13 protein-coding genes are annotated in these 16,038 nt (G+C 36.7%); 7 read left to right on the forward strand and 6 right to left on the reverse strand.

Features of this window, described 5'->3' with window-relative positions:
* The first annotated feature begins 18 nt into the window (after positions 1-18).
* Entirely contained in the window at positions 19-1,110 is a 1,092-nt protein-coding gene (locus tag acsn021_RS10375) for a glycosyl hydrolase family 18 protein (protein WP_184089943.1), read from the forward strand.
* A gap of 63 nt (positions 1,111-1,173) precedes the next feature.
* Here acsn021_RS10375 and pcp read toward each other — a convergent pair whose 3' ends face one another.
* The gene (gene pcp / locus acsn021_RS10380) at positions 1,174-1,818 is read right to left on the reverse strand and encodes a pyroglutamyl-peptidase I (protein ID WP_184089940.1); all 645 of its coding nucleotides are present in this window, start codon (positions 1,816-1,818) and stop codon (positions 1,174-1,176) included.
* A 295-nt stretch (positions 1,819-2,113) separates the two neighbouring features.
* Between pcp and acsn021_RS10385 the strand changes: the two genes are divergently transcribed.
* The 4 genes from acsn021_RS10385 to acsn021_RS10400 all read left to right on the forward strand — a co-directional run bounded on the left by acsn021_RS10385 (position 2,114) and on the right by acsn021_RS10400 (position 7,209).
* Positions 2,114-3,208, forward strand: coding sequence for an ArsR/SmtB family transcription factor (locus acsn021_RS10385; RefSeq protein WP_184089937.1), 1,095 nt, complete (start codon positions 2,114-2,116; stop codon positions 3,206-3,208).
* Positions 3,209-3,269: 61 nt separating this feature from the next.
* Entirely contained in the window at positions 3,270-4,607 is a 1,338-nt protein-coding gene (locus acsn021_RS10390) for a TldD/PmbA family protein (protein ID WP_184089934.1), read from the forward strand.
* A gap of 131 nt (positions 4,608-4,738) precedes the next feature.
* Complete coding sequence (locus acsn021_RS10395; protein ID WP_184089931.1) at positions 4,739-5,956, forward strand: metallopeptidase TldD-related protein; 1,218 nt, start codon at positions 4,739-4,741, stop codon at positions 5,954-5,956.
* A gap of 74 nt (positions 5,957-6,030) precedes the next feature.
* A complete protein-coding gene (locus acsn021_RS10400; RefSeq protein WP_184089928.1) occupies positions 6,031-7,209 on the forward strand; it encodes an MFS transporter in 1,179 nt (392 codons plus the stop codon).
* Between the two features lie 83 nt (positions 7,210-7,292).
* Here the strand turns inward: acsn021_RS10400 and acsn021_RS10405 are convergent, their stop codons facing one another.
* Positions 7,293-8,999 (reverse strand): WG repeat-containing protein, encoded by a 1,707-nt coding sequence (locus acsn021_RS10405; RefSeq protein ID WP_184089925.1) that lies wholly within the window; start codon positions 8,997-8,999, stop codon positions 7,293-7,295.
* 893 nt (positions 9,000-9,892) lie between these two features.
* Between acsn021_RS10405 and acsn021_RS10410 the strand changes: the two genes are divergently transcribed.
* The gene (locus acsn021_RS10410; protein WP_184089922.1) at positions 9,893-10,825 is read left to right on the forward strand and encodes a DUF362 domain-containing protein; all 933 of its coding nucleotides are present in this window, start codon (positions 9,893-9,895) and stop codon (positions 10,823-10,825) included.
* 244 nt (positions 10,826-11,069) lie between these two features.
* Here the strand turns inward: acsn021_RS10410 and acsn021_RS10415 are convergent, their stop codons facing one another.
* Genes acsn021_RS10415 through acsn021_RS10430 form a run of 4 tightly spaced genes read right to left on the reverse strand, consistent with a single transcriptional unit; the run spans position 11,070 to position 14,711 of the window.
* Complete coding sequence (locus acsn021_RS10415; protein ID WP_184089919.1) at positions 11,070-12,032, reverse strand: MraY family glycosyltransferase; 963 nt, start codon at positions 12,030-12,032, stop codon at positions 11,070-11,072.
* A gap of 36 nt (positions 12,033-12,068) precedes the next feature.
* Positions 12,069-12,764: an SDR family oxidoreductase gene (locus acsn021_RS10420; protein ID WP_184089915.1), complete on the reverse strand. Its 696-nt coding sequence runs from the start codon at positions 12,762-12,764 to the stop codon at positions 12,069-12,071.
* A complete protein-coding gene (locus acsn021_RS10425) occupies positions 12,761-13,810 on the reverse strand; it encodes an SPL family radical SAM protein (protein ID WP_184089911.1) in 1,050 nt (349 codons plus the stop codon). Before acsn021_RS10425 ends, acsn021_RS10420 begins: the two co-directional genes overlap by 4 nt.
* Entirely contained in the window at positions 13,782-14,711 is a 930-nt protein-coding gene (locus acsn021_RS10430; protein ID WP_184089909.1) for a 5'-methylthioadenosine/S-adenosylhomocysteine nucleosidase family protein, read from the reverse strand. Before acsn021_RS10430 ends, acsn021_RS10425 begins: the two co-directional genes overlap by 29 nt.
* Positions 14,712-14,982: 271 nt before the next feature.
* Between acsn021_RS10430 and acsn021_RS10435 the strand changes: the two genes are divergently transcribed.
* Positions 14,983-16,005, forward strand: coding sequence for an agmatine deiminase family protein (locus tag acsn021_RS10435; protein WP_197978605.1), 1,023 nt, complete (start codon positions 14,983-14,985; stop codon positions 16,003-16,005).
* The last annotated feature ends 33 nt before the right edge of the window (positions 16,006-16,038 follow it).

Below are 16,038 nucleotides of genomic sequence, written 5' to 3' on the forward strand. Positions count from 1 at the left end.
GGACGGTGAGTTTACCCCTTGAAGCGATTTTCAATTTTTCTTTGTTTTTTTTCTATCCTTTTATTGAACACGGGGTGTAAAAGTAACCTTTCAAAGAACTCACCAGAAGAGATTTCAAAGGCGAAAGATGAGGTTAGGCAGGAAATCTCATCGACAGAAACAGTAACGGGTTTTACTGCCTGGGAGGCTTATTGGAGCAATGAAACGGTTGTAGAGGAAACAGTTCTATTACAGGAGGCTTTACAAAATGTAGTGCATTTTGCTGCGTATTTTAATGCTAGGAATGAGTTGTTTATTCCGGATGAAACAACTCGTATTTTTAATGAATTGAAGGCAAAAAAATTAGGTATGGTACATTACCTGTCTATTGTTAATGACAAAATTAATGGCGATGGAAGCTCCTCTTTAAAGGATACGGAAGTGTTATATGATATCTTTTCTAAGGAAGAGTCTATGAACAGTCACATTGAAATGATTCTTGATATGGCTCTTACAGAGGGGTATGATGGAATAGAGATTGATTATGAAGCTATCCGGCAAGATAAAAAACTATGGAAGCTATTCATCAATTTCTGTGAAAAACTTTATGTAAGGCTTGTAGAAAATCAACTCTCTTTACGGATTGTATTAGAACCTTCCGCACCGGTTGACGAATTTACTTTTCCGGAGGGGCCAAAGTATGTTATGATGTGCTATAATTTGTATGGCAGCAGCAGTGAACCCGGGCCTAAGGCAGATAAAAATTTCGTGAAGGACCTAATAAAGAGTATGAAAGAGGTACCCGGAGAAAAATCCTTTGCTTTTGCAACCGGAGGATTTGCCTGGGATGAAGATGGTAAGGTAAAAGCCATAACAGAAGCAGAAGCGGAAGCTTTACGAGATGAATATTCAGTTGCCGCAATTAGAGATAATAATAGCAGTGCGCTGACTTTTCAGTATGTAGATGCAGCAGGCACTTCTCACGAAGTCTGGTATGCCGATGGGAAAACACTGATTACCTGGATGATGCTTGTAAAAGATGCAGGAGATTATGGTATATCCCTTTGGAGACTGAACGGAAACCAGAAGGAATCTTTAAATATAATAAAGGACTGGATAATGGAAAATTAAAGGCCATTGGACGATAGTTTGGAGCTGCAAGCTATCGTTCAATGGCTTTTATGTATCCTATCCTTAATGCAGTGTACCGGCAGGAAGTGATATGTCGTCGCTGTTCTTTACAATAGCCTCCAGAGCAAGCTCTAACCCATGTATGATACATGAAAGGGACATAGACGGAGTACTGCTGTAACGCTTAGCTACTTGGTTTGGCAGGAATGGTACATGGATAAATCCACCTCTTGTATGAGGGAATTCTTTGTCAATGTAATATAATACTCCATACATTAGATGGTTGCAAACAAAAGTACCAGCTGTATTTGATAATGAGGCAGGTAGCCCACCTTCTTGTATTGCTTTTACCATAGCTTTGACTGGTAAGTTTGAAAAATAAGCATTCTGACCATCTTCAAAAATAGTGGTATCAATCGGACTAAAACCTGAATTATCAGGAATTCTTGCATCATTTATATTAATAGCAATCCGTTCGGGAGTTATATCATACCTGCCTCCGGCTTGTCCGATACACACAACCGCGTCCGGCTTTTCTTTTTTCATGGCTTGGTATACCGTTTCAATGGATTTATCAAAGACCGTTGGAACTGTTAACTTTATAATAGTTGCATCTGCAATCGTATCTCTTATTTTAAGAACAGCCTCCAAAGCTGGATTCGTATCTTCACCTCCAAAAGGGTCAAAGGCTGTTAATAGTATTTTCATAGCAATACCCATTACATTGCCACAAATAAAGTGTAAATGAATTAATATGCGGCATTCCTTTCTTCTGATTTTTGTTCTAGAATTGAGAGGGATTTCGATTCCCAAACTATTGTATCACAAAATGAAGAAATAGAAAACGTAATTTAGAGAGCTGTATTTAGAAATGATAAATAAGATACATGCAAAATAGAAACAATGTTTGATGGATATAAAACAATATAATTGACAACTGTAAAACATTATGTTACTATAGTACTTAACTTAAGTAAGGTTTTACAGCTAGGAGGAGAATCGAATGAAACAAAAGCTATTAAAAGAGCTTAATCTAGTAAGAGAGGTATATACCTTACTATACAACCATTGTAACGAAATTACCTTTCAACAGTTAAAAGATGGATTATTGCAAAAATTTCAACTGGATAAAAGAACTACAGATTGCTTGGACACCCTTATTTTAATCAGTGAATATATCACGAAACGTTTAACTACCCCTAAGGAGCGGCTTGATTTTTATTTTAAAAAACTTCATGAAACGGAATTGTATTTTGCCTGGTTTGTTCTGGCTCCGGATGAGGGATATCAGTTAAAGAGTCTTTCAGAAATTGCCAAGGATTGCAAGACTCTTACCCAGGAAGAGCAGATAAATAAAATGTATAGCTATGTAAAATACTCACGTATGATATATGAAGAAGATAAGGAGGAAAAGTCAGAGGTTACCTTTCATGATTTTTACCAAGCATTGAATAAAGCAGAATTACTGGCAGAAGAAAAATGGCATATAGTGAATATTCTATATGATCTTAATCCTTATCTTGAAGAATTGGTTACTATTGTACAAGAAGCACAAACACTGCTGTTAGAATGTCAAAAAGAAATAGATGTAATTTTAGATGAATTCTACAAGTATTGGAGTAATAAATTTCTTTCTACCAATGTATATGATTATATAAAGGAAGCGACCGGTTCTGAATTTAATAAGGATCAGCAATATGCAGTTATCTTACCGTCACTTACAATGTGTAATGGAATTGGTTTTTATTCAGAGGATAAGAATCCAGAGGGTGACACAATTTATATCGGTGTTTTATATGGCGAGAATTTTCACCCGGGAATGAAAAAAGAAAAGGATATTTTTCTATCCCAATATCTGAAGCTGCTAAGTGATAAAAGTAAATTTGATATTCTTATGAATATTAAAGATAAAAAGGTTTACGGAGCGGAGCTTGCAAAATTACTAAATCTTTCAACACCTACTATATCCTATCACATGACTGCTTTGTTAAATGCAGGGCTTGTTAATATTGAAAGAGAGAATAAAAGAATTTACTATTTTATGAACAAAGAGAAAATGGCTGAGTTTATTAAAACTATGGAAAGTTTGTTCCTTTAGTACAAAGGTTTGACAGGTATAGCCTGTTTTACTTATAAAATTAACTTACAGGAGGTATCACATGTATCAATTTCCAAAAGATTTATATACCGATGTTCGAATTGAAACGGTATCAAACACTAATATAACCTTGGAAAATTATCAGGTTACCCAGAATAAGGCTAAGACAGATATTGGTGCTATGATTCGCATTTATGACGGTAGTAGATGGTATTACAGTGCAACGACAGATGTAGCAAATATCCAGCAGGAAATAGACGCACTGGCTAAAATGGCAGAGCCAAACACAGAGGTATATAATACACCTGTGGTAAAACGGCTAGAAGTCAATGTGGAAAAAGCTTTCACATATGAAGACACAGATGTGACAAAGATTGATAACCAGATTAAGCTGGAACTTTTGCAGTCTTACATACCGGTCCTAAAGGAATATGAACAGCTTAAGATGACTAGGATGTATTACTTGGATAAGCATATTGTAAAGCATATCGTATCCAGTAAAGGTACCGATGTAACCTTTGACACTCAGACTTGTAATATTGCAATCCGTTATACGGTGCAAATGAAAGATGTACCACATCAAGGGTCTGAAAACCTGTCCGGTTTAAGAATTGAAGATCTTTACAATAAGCAGTCAAAGGTTAAAAAGACCGTGGAGCAGGATATCGCTTTCTGTCAGAATGCCGTACCGGTAGTACAAGGAAAATATACTTGTATTTTATCACCAGTGGTGACGGGTGTATTCGCCCATGAAAGTTTTGGCCATAAAAGTGAAGCAGACTTTATGGTAGGTGATGAAACCATGAAAAGAGAATGGGCTATTGGAAAAAGAGTTGGAGCCGATATATTAAACATTATTGATACCGGTACAGTCGAAGGTTCAGGATATATACCTTTTGATGATGAAGGCTGTAAGGCAAAAGTAAATTACATTATTAAGGACGGTATTTTAACAGGACGCCTCCACAGTGGTGCTACAGCAGCTATATTAGAGGAAGAACCTACTGGCAATGCAAGAGCTATAAATTTTGAATTTGAGCCAATTGTTCGTATGACCACAACGTATATAGGAGCAGGTACCCAGACCAAAGAGGAGTTAATAGAAAGTGTGAAAGAAGGTATCTATATTGATGATTTAAGGCATGGCTCCGGTATGACTACCTTTACTATTGCACCTAACAGGGCTTATATGATTCGGGACGGAAAACTAGCTGAACCTGTAAGAGTTTCTGTTATATCAGGTAATGTTATGAATACCTTGTATGAGATTGATGGGGCATCAAACTCTATTGAGTTATACTCCTTTGCATTGGGTGGCTGTGGTAAGATGGATCAGTATCCGCTGCCGGTAGGTTTTGGCGGTCCATATATACGAGTTCATAATATCCAGGTACAATAATTAATGAAGTAAAGAATATTTTACACTTTTTATTTGGGCAGTATCACACAGCTTTTGATAAGTATGGGTGTATAGTTTGTACTCTATAATTTGTGTATGCATACGCGAAGCAGCGTAGAAATGAGGTAGATATGATTAAGGAATTATATAAAACCATTCAAAAGGAAACACAATTAATTATTACCCAAAGTAAAATAGATGCGGTAATGAAGAAGAATATAACAAAGAGCGGATGCAGGGTTTATGACAATGGCTGCATAGGTGTCGCAGGAACGTTAGGCGAAGCTACAGAAGCAACCTGGGAAGAAGCTGTTAAGAATCTTAAAAAGAAGATTGCATATCCTTATGAAGTGGAGCAGAATAAAATTAGAACAAGAGATTTACGCAAGCTAACTATATCGGACGAAGAATTTATAGCAGTTATGGAAGGAGTGTTAGGTACATTAAAAAGTGAATTTCCGGAGTTTATCTTAAGTCATAAAATTCTTATCGTTGAAACAGAGGAAGAACTTAAAAATGACGCAGGTCTGCATTACCGTAATCTGGATAAAACTGTACAAATCGGTTTATTAGTAAAGCATGTAGATTCCTTGGATATTATTGATTCTGCTATTATGTTTGAAGGCCGTGAGCTTGATCTTGACAGTTTCTTATTTGATGCCAGAGCCATGCTTCGTGCTTTTACAATAAAGGCAGAAGTACCGAAACAGGATAAAGTACCGATTATTATTCAAACCTTAGAACTGAATAAGAAGCTTACGCAATCCTTAAATGGGGAAGCAGTTGGTCACGGAACATCCATCTTTTGCGATAAAATCGGAAAAAAAGCCTTTTCCTCTTCCTTTCATTACTTGGTAGATCGTTCGGAGAAAGGGTATCATCGTCCGTTTTTTGATGCAGAAGGTGTAACGATTGAAGGTGATAGATTATATTTAATCAAAGATGGTGTGCTTGAAAGACCATTTACAGATAAAAAACAAGCCGGGATATTTTCCTATCAATTAACCAGTACAAGCAGTGGAAGCTATGATGAAGTACCAAGTCTTGATTACCCTGCTTTAACTATTGAAGCAGGAGATAAGAAGCTTAAGGAACTTTTAAATGGAGAGTTAGGTATTCTGGTTATTTTCATTAGCGGAGGTGAATACACCAATGATGGAAACTTTGCATCTCCGGTACAAATGTCTTATCTAACAGATGGAGAGAAATTATACGGTAGACTTCCTGAACTTAATATAACTGGTAACCTTTACGAAATATTTGGTGAGGATTATCTGGGGGTAACGAACGATAAGGTTATTAGCGGAGAAGAGGCTTTAGTGGTACGTATGAAAGTACATACATATTAAGTCTAGTCCTGAAAAATGACAGATTTTATAAAAATTAGTGTATAGGTAAGGGAGAAAAAGTTAAGGAGGTCTTTATGGGCAAAGAAAAAAACGGGTTGCTCTATATTTTGTCTGGAATTCTTATGATGTTATGTTTAGGAACGGTATATTCTTATAGTATATTCCGCCCCTATGTAGAGGAATTTTATCAGGCAGGAACAACAGAAAGCGGATTGCCTTACATGTTCTCCCTGGCTTTTTATGCACTATTTATGATGATTACCGGTAAATTTATAGGTAGCTGTAAACTTGGGACTCTTACTAGAATAGGGGGATTATTAGTAGGAAGCGGATGGATATTATCCGGTTTTGCAGATAATATCTTTGTTTTAACAATCACGTATGGTATGGTGCTTGGTGCAGGGGTTGGTATTCTTTACGGAGTACCTCTTAATTTAGTAACAAGTTGGTTTCCGAAACAAAAAGGTGCTGCTACCGGGCTTGTGCTGGTAGGTTTCGGACTTTCTCCGGTAGTTACTGCACCTATGGCAGAGGGATATTTGGAGCTGTATGGTCTTCATAAAACCTTTCAGATTCTCGGACTAGGCTTTTTTATAATATTATTGTTACTTTCTTTTCTTTTTCGCTATCCATCACAGAGTGTATCAGAAAGCAAAGTGATAGCGGCAAGAAATTTGTTCTGGGATGGTTCTTTTCGTGGGCTTTATCTTACCTTTACGATTGGTACCATGATTGGGCTTTTAATAGTAGGTATGACTGCCAATGTAGGAACAGAGTTAATTGGTATATCAACGGATGGAATTTCCTGGTATATAGCGGTATTTGCTGTATTTAACGGTGCCGGCAGACCGTTCTTTGGCTGGCTGGCAGATAAGGTATCATTTCAGAAGGCTATGATGACGTCCTATTTGTCACTAATACTTGGTGCGGGTCTTTTACTGATAGCTGATAAAGGTAATCTAATCTTATATGTAACCGGCTTTGCTATATTCTGGTTTAATCTGGGAGGCTGGCTGGCAATTGCACCTGCTGCTACGATGTATTTGTTTGGCACTTCTAATTACAGCAGAAACTACGGAATTGTTTTTACAGCTTATGGCATAGGTGCTATTGCCGGAGTATTAGTATCCGGTAAGCTAAAAGAGAGTTTCACCAGTTATACTGCTGTATTTATCTTTATTATACTGCTATGTATCCTTGGTTTGTTTATCAAAAGTAAGACGATATGGAAGAGGAAGGAACTGCTAGATTAATGTAGTACGTATGAAAAATCAGTAGATACCGTTTATTAAAACGGCGTCTACTGATTGTGTTTAAGAGCATATTATTTTAAAGCTTACTTTTGAAAGGCTTTCCAAAAGTCACCTTCTTTATCAATGACATTGGTCAATTCGTCAAAGGATATTTTAAATTCCGGGAAACCGGCTGCATAAGGAGCTATTTCATAAGGGTAAAAATAAAGAGTGATTCCGTCCTGCTCAAGGAAGAAGTTCTGATTATCTGCAATGGAATCAAAGCTATCTTCAAAATAGAAATCTTCTTCCGAATCAGCGCTTTCTATTTTAGTTTGAATAATTGTATTAATAGGTGTAATATAGTCCGTATCTTTTATAAACAAATCAGCTAGAGAATAGAATACACCGGTTGTAAGGTCTACAAAATAGTATTGCTTAATCGGCATACCGTGGGCAGCTCCAAAATAATAATCATAGCCTGTTTGTATTATAATTAGCAGATTGCCAAGCTGAGAGGCCGTATAATCGTCTTCTACGGTTAATTCGTCATCCTTAGTCAAACCTGTTCTTGGTGAAATAAAGATATCTTTTAGCCTATCATTCACACTTTTTTGAATCTCTTCAGAAGACATACCTTCTATTACAGGATAATTAACAACAACATACTTATTTGGTTTGAACTTAAAGCTTTTAACCGTAACACCAGACGGAAGAGTTGTTTCATCTGCCATTTTCCAAAGGATGGTACCGTCCTTTTTCAGATATAAAAGGCTATTGTCTACTTCGGCTTTTACAATACCATTAGATATTGTCATAGTACCTCGGCCTTCCAATTTAGGTAAAGACGTTACTTCTTTACCATTTGTATCAATAAAGTAAGTATTCGTATCATCTGTAACTGAGACATAATTCTCAGAAAAGGTGCTGACATCATAAAGCGTAAATTCGGTTAACTGTTCCCCCTTGTTGTTATATAATGCAAAGGGTCTGTAGTAAGAATTAAAATGTTCTTTTCCTTCTTCCATCTCACCCATAACTGCAAATAAATCATTTCCTAGATATTGTATCGCAGAATATACGGAATACGCACTAGTGTACTCAAAGGATAAGACAGATTCCCCTTTGTAATTAACAACACCTGTTTTGCCACCTTCATTGGTATAAACAACATAACCATCCACGAATTGATCCATGTTTGAATATTCAGGGGCTAGCTTATGGGATTCCAGTACAGTACCATTTTTATCAATGAGGCTGATGGTATCATCAATAAGTACATAGGCCTGGTTATTGCTGTTAAAGGAATCGGCTCGGTCATAAATTGGGTCAATTATTAACTTACCTGTCCCATCCACATATCCGCTTTTAAGGCTATTTTCAGATTCTACACTTACAACGGAAGCTCCATTTTTAAAGGGTGAAATAGTATATGGACTTTTATAAATTATCTTACCGGCAGTGTCAATAAGTAAGGATTTACCGGTGGTATCTGTTACAACTGCATACCCTTCCGAAAAATCAGAAGCAGAATAATATACGGGTTCGATGACGAAATTTCCCTTATCATCCATGTATCCATATCTTTTGTCCTCATTTACTACGGTATAAGCAGGGTAGAGCACCTTCGTTTTATCATCATCTTCCGGCAAAACCACCTCTGTAGCAGTTGGTGTAACAGTTACGGTGCTCTCTATATTTGTGTCATTCTTTCCAGACACTTCTACACCTTCGTTTGAATTTTTCTTACTACATCCTGTAACCAGGATAATGACAATCGCAAGAAAAAGTGGCAACTTAATTCTTTTCATTTGTTTCCTCCTCTAAATCGTTTTGCGTATACTTTCAATTGAAGATATACTTTACTTAAGCATTGACCTAATTATAGCAAGAGAAGGAGTTGTTTTCAAATTAAGTTTGTATGACGATTCTTTTACAATACAGTAAAAGAGTATTACATTAATTTTTTCTATGTGAACGAAGTATTACTGTATTCCTGGTTTATTAACAGCCATATCATATCGATTTCAGCCAAAGCACTTTTTAAATAGCTACATGCATATCTGGAGTAAGATTATAAATAGTAGGATTGTCTGATTATGTACTATTATATGTTTCGTTATTTTATATAAATACCAATTAAGATTTGACATTATTGGTTTTTAAGGATAGAATAATGATAGTTGATATATAGATATAAAAAAAGAGTGATAGTTTTGCTGGTTGTTTTATATTTTCAGGTAACTATTGAAATTTATCATAAAAGGCGGTGAAAGCAATGGGAGATAAAAATCCAAAAAAAGCTCCAAAGAAAAAGAAAACGGTTGAGAAATCAAATGCACAGGTTACTTCTTCAGCCGACACCTCCAAAAAAACAAAATAATGTTAAAGTCAAGGTGCTGTTGTAGCTATTCTGCAACAGCACCTTGACCTTTTGTAGGGCTGTCTTTACTTTATATTAACTTGTATAACTTTACCAAGTAAGGTTACATTTATTAATAGAATGATAAAGTAAAAACCTTTTGTAAATAAAAAAATTAGGGGAGGTAGTAGTAAGGCAGGACAAACATCTAGTTTGGATAGCAAAATTGAGAGTAAGAGTGAAAGAAAATAGAAAGATGAAAGGATGCCATAGGTTACTTCTTCACTCCCTTTAAATGTGGCAGTATCACAGCTAACTTGTGATATAAAACAGGTAAACAATATGAGGAACAGACGAATACAGGAATCCATTGTTGGAATCGTCAAAAACCCTACAAAAGAAGAGGCGATAAAGCGGGTCTTAGACTTGCTGCCGGTTAAAGATATTATAAAGAATGGAGATAGAGTTGTTATTACGCCCAATTGGGTAAATGACAAGGCGCCGGGTACAGGTACCATAGTAGGCCCGGATACTTTAAGATACCTAATCCGTTATGTAAAAGACTTTAATCCCAAGGAAATCATTATTGCTACTGGGTCAGGCGGAGTTGAAACAACCCAGGTCTTTCATAAGTATGGCTACACTAAAGTAATTGAAGAAGAAAAAGTTACTTTTATCGATTTGAATTACGGACCCTTTTGTATGCTGCCTTTAGGACATTCTATCATTGGGCAGACAGAAATAAATCAAGTGCTTATGAATCTGGATGTATTAATTAGCTTTACACAATTAAAACAGCACGAGGAGGCAACAATGAGTGCTTCTATTAAAAATATTGCACTTGGCTGGCCTCCGGCAAGTATACATGGATTCCCTAAAAAGCAGCTAGGTATACACGAGGATCTTCACGGATTTATTTATGCAATGGCGAAAAAAATTCCAATTGATTTGGCCATTGTAAGTGCGGATAAGGCGATGATTGGTACAGGACCATCCGATGGTAAGGCAGTAAATACTGGTGGCTTAATACTGGCAGGTACGGATGCCGTTGCAGTGGATGCTATAGGTGCCAGGCTGTTGGGATTCCTGCCTCAGGCTGTACATTATCTGTACCGATTATATCAGGATGGGGTTGGAGAAGCAGACCCGAAAGCCATGACAATAAAAGGACTACCTGTTATAGAGGCTGAGAAAATCTTTTCAAAAGCAGCTTATGGAGAGGAGATTACATTAGATAAGAATAACACACTAAAAGATATTCATGGAAATACCTAAGTACCTGACTTAAAAATGGATGGATAAGAATGGTTATATGCACGGATGGATAGTAAATAAGTTCCTCTGTACCTGCTATAGTCTCATTAAATTCTAGTATCGTTTTAAGCAACATTGTATATGTTTTATGTATACAAAACGGGAATGGTCTTCTGACAGTATAGCAGGTTACATTAGAACTTTTTTATATTGAAGATTTCTTTGTATAATGGATAAATACTTTTTGATAAAACTAAATAATTATTTAAGGCAACAGCCAGATTAATGTAAAGGAAATTATAAGCTGTATAATTGCAAATTTGAAAACCACCTGGGTATTGGACCAGTTTGAATTTTTTCTGACATGGTCATGTAGGGGGGTACGGGTGTTTTTCAAAATTCTGATTTTACAAAAACGTAGTAAGAATACTTTAATAAGTCCAAGTCCGCCGTCAATAATCAGCATAAAAGCGGCAGGAATATACAAGAGAGGACTTCCGGTTTTTAATATGGCTATGCTGATAAACAATCCAAGCGCTCTAGAACCAGCATCTCCCATAATCATTAAGCTTGGAGTTGCATTAAACCATAAATAGCTCATTACACAGGAAACCATAATCAGTATAAAATAATTGGAATCTCTGTCTGTTTTTAAAATATTACCGATTGCATATATGGTAAGTAAAGTGATAACAGATAGGGTACCGCTTAGACCGTCAACACCATCAGAGCAGTTTGTAACATTTATGGAGGCCCAGACTAAGACTGTGCCAAGGACAATAAATACAATGGGTGAAAGAGTAACTGCCGTATCTGTAAACGGTATTTGAATTGTACTCGAATTAAAATTGTAGTAGGTATAACTTAATGTAACAGCAATAACGAAATCAAGCAGTCCTTTTTTTAATTCTCCCCATGGAGATTTGGAGCAGTCATCCAGGAAACCGGTCAGCATAGCTGCAAGGGTCAAAATAACATAAATTATCATTTCGTTTTTTAATGGAAGAAAGAGCAGGGAGGATACAGCAAATACCAGTACAAATAAGAATCCGGCTCCACGAGGTTTTCCGGCTGACAATTTTCCATCATGGGCATATTCACGTCCACCGTCTCTTGGCAGGATACCTGTACCAAATTTTAATAGTAAAAAGGTTACTCCATACGTAAATAAGATGCCAAGCAGGGCTATGTTTTTATAGTCTATGTTTAGGTTTAACAAATGTATCATAACATTTCTCCATTCATATTCTCTTATTATTAATAATTATTTCTTTCGATTAATTTGATGTTTTTGAGGTTGCAGAGTGATGTCAGAAACCAACATCCCCTCTCTCTGATGAAGTATCATTTCAACAGCTTTTGCAACTTCACCTGGAAGAAGATAAGTATCTTCTGCATGTCCTTCCATAAAGTCTGCATTCCGGTAAAAATTTGTCTGGGTCATATCAGGATGAATACTAGTAACCTTGACTCCATACTTTCTGACTTCATCGAACAGGCTTTTGGAAAAGCTTGTTAATCCGGCTTTGGTAGCACCGTAAGCACAACCATGGGTATTGGACTTGCCGGCAGTGATAGAAGATATATTAATGATATATCCCCGTTGGCGTTTTATATCCCGTAACAGCAGCTGGGTTAGCAGCATAGGCACCTCCAGATTAACGCAAACCATTTCATGAATCTTTTTAGCATTCAGTTCTTCATGAGGGCCGAAGTAGCCTAGACCTGCATTATTTACTAACAAACTTATAGTATCAGAAGCTTTAATTTCTTCTATTTTCTTACTTAATTCCTGCGTGTTGGTAACATCACAGCGTACTGGTATGAATGTTTCAACAGCAAAACTCTGCTCTTTAAAATCTCTTCCGATACCATATACTTTATATTGGTTATCAAGAAGTACTCTTGTAATTTCTAAACCAATACCGGAAGAAGCGCCGGTAACTAAAGCACTTTTCATAAGGTGGTCTCCTTCCAAACAAACACTTTATTTTTAGGAATATGTTCTCCTAGCAGGCATTCCATATATGCAATCATTTCATGGGTCAACGACTTATTATAGTGGTAAACACCGTTGTCATTTTCATAGGGGTACTGTAATATAACGGAGTCCATACGCTGTTTTCGCATTTGTTTTAAAAATTCCTGAGATATACGAAATACACCCAGACTCACATCAAAAAGTTGTTCCCCGTTTATCTGTTTAAATACGGTGCGGATAAAATTCTCATAAATGCTTTTCCAGTCTTTGTGATACAGCATAGGGTCAAAGCAAAGCCGTACCTTGTACCCGGCGTTAATTGCATTTACCGCACAACGGATACGCTCTTCCAATGGGGGAGTATGCTTTTCATATGCCTTAACAAATTCACTGGGGGAGAGTGTCCAGGCAAGTATGAAGTTTTGTGGCGGTGTATTCTCGTTATAACTTTTACATGTATAGTTTAGAGTATTCCAGTTACTGCTTTTGGTTCGAAGTTCTATGGTAAGATCCTTATGTTTCCTGCAAAATTCCATCCATTCTTTCACATATAAAAGAGCAGAATCAATCGCCAGTAAATCTGTATCATAAGAGATACAAAGATAAACCGGATGTAGCGTTAGCAGTTTTTCTACCTCTAAGAATATATCCTCTAAGTTAACAAAAACCACCAAGTGTGCAGAAGGATACATTCCTTGTAAGTAACAGTATTCGCAATCATAAATACAATTCATAACAGAAGAGGTGTAATAAAAATGATTGTTTCCAAAGCTTTGGCAAACCGGTGCCCCCTCATAAATCATCGAGTTATTTTTTTTTGCAAGAATCAGGCAGGGACACTTTTTTTGTATAAAAAAATTCTGTCCTTTTCTGCAAAAAATATCTTTATAGTGTGAGATTTCTACAATTTCAGCCCCTGGAAAACGTCTTAATATTTTCTGAGTGTTCTTATGATGCAGAATCTCCTTTTCTATATAAATGTGGCTGAAAAATGTATTATAACAGCCTTTGCTTAAACTTGTCAAAGTACTTCTTTCCTTCCGCTTTTGTTTTGCACCTGTTAGGCATCTCTGCTAAAAAATCAGTGATAACAGTCAGTATACAGCCTTCCCTAACTTTATAATACCATGAATACTGCCATAGGCTGTGTTCCATGGTAACAGATAAGTGTAGGGCAGTTGATAACTCCTTTAAGGCTTCCTTCTCCTGGATTGTCAGCGTAGGAACTTGTAAAGCAGCATTGTTATCCTCTATCTGCATAATCCATTCAAGAATTTGAGAGCAGTTTTTCTCGAGTAAAGCCGTAATCCTTTGTGGTGTCACAATAGGCAAGGAAGAACCCTTAACCATTAAATAATCAGATACCACTTTAAGAAAAATCATCTGATGAGTCTGAAAAAAGTAAGTCGCCGTCTGGTATAGACTTGCCGCCTCCATATCTACAAGGTAATCACCGGTCTTTATGAACTGTTTTATATAAAAGAGGAACGCACTTTCTAGCTTTGTTTCTGTATCTTCAGAATAGTTTTTAGTTTCTTTGTATTTTGATAAATCGATAGGCACCGGACTGGTAAGTACACGGTCTTCCAAAAAGGGATGGGAATACACCATATCCGGAAAAAACGTACGCCCAGTCTCTGCTTCTAGTATTTTATTGCATAAAAAAACTGTACCTTCCGGCACCGTTTGGTCTGTACATCCACAGACACCGATATTTACCAGTAAATCCTCTCCGGATGGAGGAAAGCAGTTGCACAGGCTTGTAAGGGCAATTGCACTACTTATCTTGCCAGCACCTGTTATTAGCAGCAGAACCTTCTCATTCCGAAATAATTGAAATTTGGTAAAATCAGTGTCCTTTTTTAGCTTTAGGTAATTTATTAAAGGCAGGGCTTCATTATACAAAGCCATACATAGTATCAACATATTTTCTATCCTTCTTTTTCCAATCGTAAATCCTACCTATTATTATGTGTAATTAAGACAGACATGTCAATAAAATTATGTTGGAAATGCAAAAATATTTTCTGATTAAATTGGGATTGTCAGATGAATACTAACTTAGTATAATAAATAAGATTTGGAATACTGCTAAAAAAGTTGGTTATGCCAAGTGATAAAATAAAGAAAGGGTGCAGTTAGGTTAAAACCTAGCAGCGATATTGCAGGCGCGCTTGTAATAGAGAATGGTGTGGGTATGAATGATACAGGATATTTTATGCCGGGAGAATGGGCGAAGCATGAAAGAACATTAATTTCGTGGCCGGTGAAGGATTCCCTAGTTTGGACTGATAACTATGAAGAAGTATGTAACGGATATGAAGAAGTAATTAATGCCATTGCAGAATTTGAAGCAGTAACGGTTATTGCGAATGACTCTGATGTAGAAAATCTAAAAAATAGACTGAATGATAAGGTACATATACTTATCGTACCTCATAATGATGCCTGGTGCAGAGACAACGGACCTACCTTTGTATGGAATAATCAAAAGGATTTAAAAGGTATTAACTGGAAGTTTAATGCATGGGGAGAAAAATATGCTCCCTATGATTTGGATGATAAAGCAGCTAGCGCAGTGTTAACGGCAATTGGTGTACCTGTTCTTCATTCTTCCATTGTGCTAGAGGGAGGATCTATCCATGTAGATGGTGAAGGAACCATGCTTACCACGAAACAATGCCTGCTCAATAAGAACAGGAACCCTCATCTGACCCAGAAAGAAATCGAAGAGGAGTTAAAAGACAAACTGCGGATAGAAAAAATAATATGGTTAAACCAAGGGTTGTTCGGAGATGAGACAGATGGACATATTGACAATATTGCTTGTTTTGCAAGACCCGGTGAGGTAATAATCCAAACCTGCAAGGATAAGGAAGACCCTAACTATGAAATTACGCAGGAGAATCTTAAGATACTACAAGAAGCAACTGATTCAAAGGGAAGAAAATTAAAAATTATGGAGATTCCCCAGCCTCCGGCAAGATTTTATAAGGGGGTTCGCTTAACCTTAAGTTATCTCAACTTTTATTTTGTAAACGGTGGAATTATACTGCCGGTATTTGGCGGTGATGCGGCAGAGACAGATTATAAGGCGAGGGAAATATTGCAGAAGGAATTTCCGGATAGAAAGATAGTAACAGTTGACGGTATGGCACTTATCAAAGAGGGCGGCAATGTTCATTGTATTACCCAACAGATGCCGGCGGGTAAATATTAAAATTTCCTCTTTTATACGTGAGATGGATAGGTT

Source organism: Anaerocolumna cellulosilytica, from assembly GCF_014218335.1.
Taxonomy (GTDB): Bacteria; Bacillota; Clostridia; order Lachnospirales; family Lachnospiraceae; genus Anaerocolumna; species Anaerocolumna cellulosilytica.

Excerpts from the sequence above, each read along its gene's own strand:
- pcp (WP_184089940.1), bottom strand. The coding sequence starts at position 1,818 with ATGAAAATACTATTAACAGCCTTTGACCCTTTTGGAGGTGAAGATACG.
- acsn021_RS10385 (WP_184089937.1), top strand. The coding sequence starts at position 2,114 with ATGAAACAAAAGCTATTAAAAGAGCTTAATCTAGTAAGAGAGGTATAT.
- acsn021_RS10390 (WP_184089934.1), top strand. The coding sequence starts at position 3,270 with ATGTATCAATTTCCAAAAGATTTATATACCGATGTTCGAATTGAAACG.
- acsn021_RS10395 (WP_184089931.1), top strand. The coding sequence starts at position 4,739 with ATGATTAAGGAATTATATAAAACCATTCAAAAGGAAACACAATTAATT.
- acsn021_RS10400 (WP_184089928.1), top strand. The coding sequence starts at position 6,031 with ATGGGCAAAGAAAAAAACGGGTTGCTCTATATTTTGTCTGGAATTCTT.
- acsn021_RS10405 (WP_184089925.1), bottom strand. The coding sequence starts at position 8,999 with ATGAAAAGAATTAAGTTGCCACTTTTTCTTGCGATTGTCATTATCCTG.
- acsn021_RS10410 (WP_184089922.1), top strand. The coding sequence starts at position 9,893 with ATGAGGAACAGACGAATACAGGAATCCATTGTTGGAATCGTCAAAAAC.
- acsn021_RS10415 (WP_184089919.1), bottom strand. The coding sequence starts at position 12,032 with ATGATACATTTGTTAAACCTAAACATAGACTATAAAAACATAGCCCTG.
- acsn021_RS10420 (WP_184089915.1), bottom strand. The coding sequence starts at position 12,764 with ATGAAAAGTGCTTTAGTTACCGGCGCTTCTTCCGGTATTGGTTTAGAA.
- acsn021_RS10430 (WP_184089909.1), bottom strand. The coding sequence starts at position 14,711 with ATGTTGATACTATGTATGGCTTTGTATAATGAAGCCCTGCCTTTAATA.
- acsn021_RS10435 (WP_197978605.1), top strand. The coding sequence starts at position 14,983 with ATGAATGATACAGGATATTTTATGCCGGGAGAATGGGCGAAGCATGAA.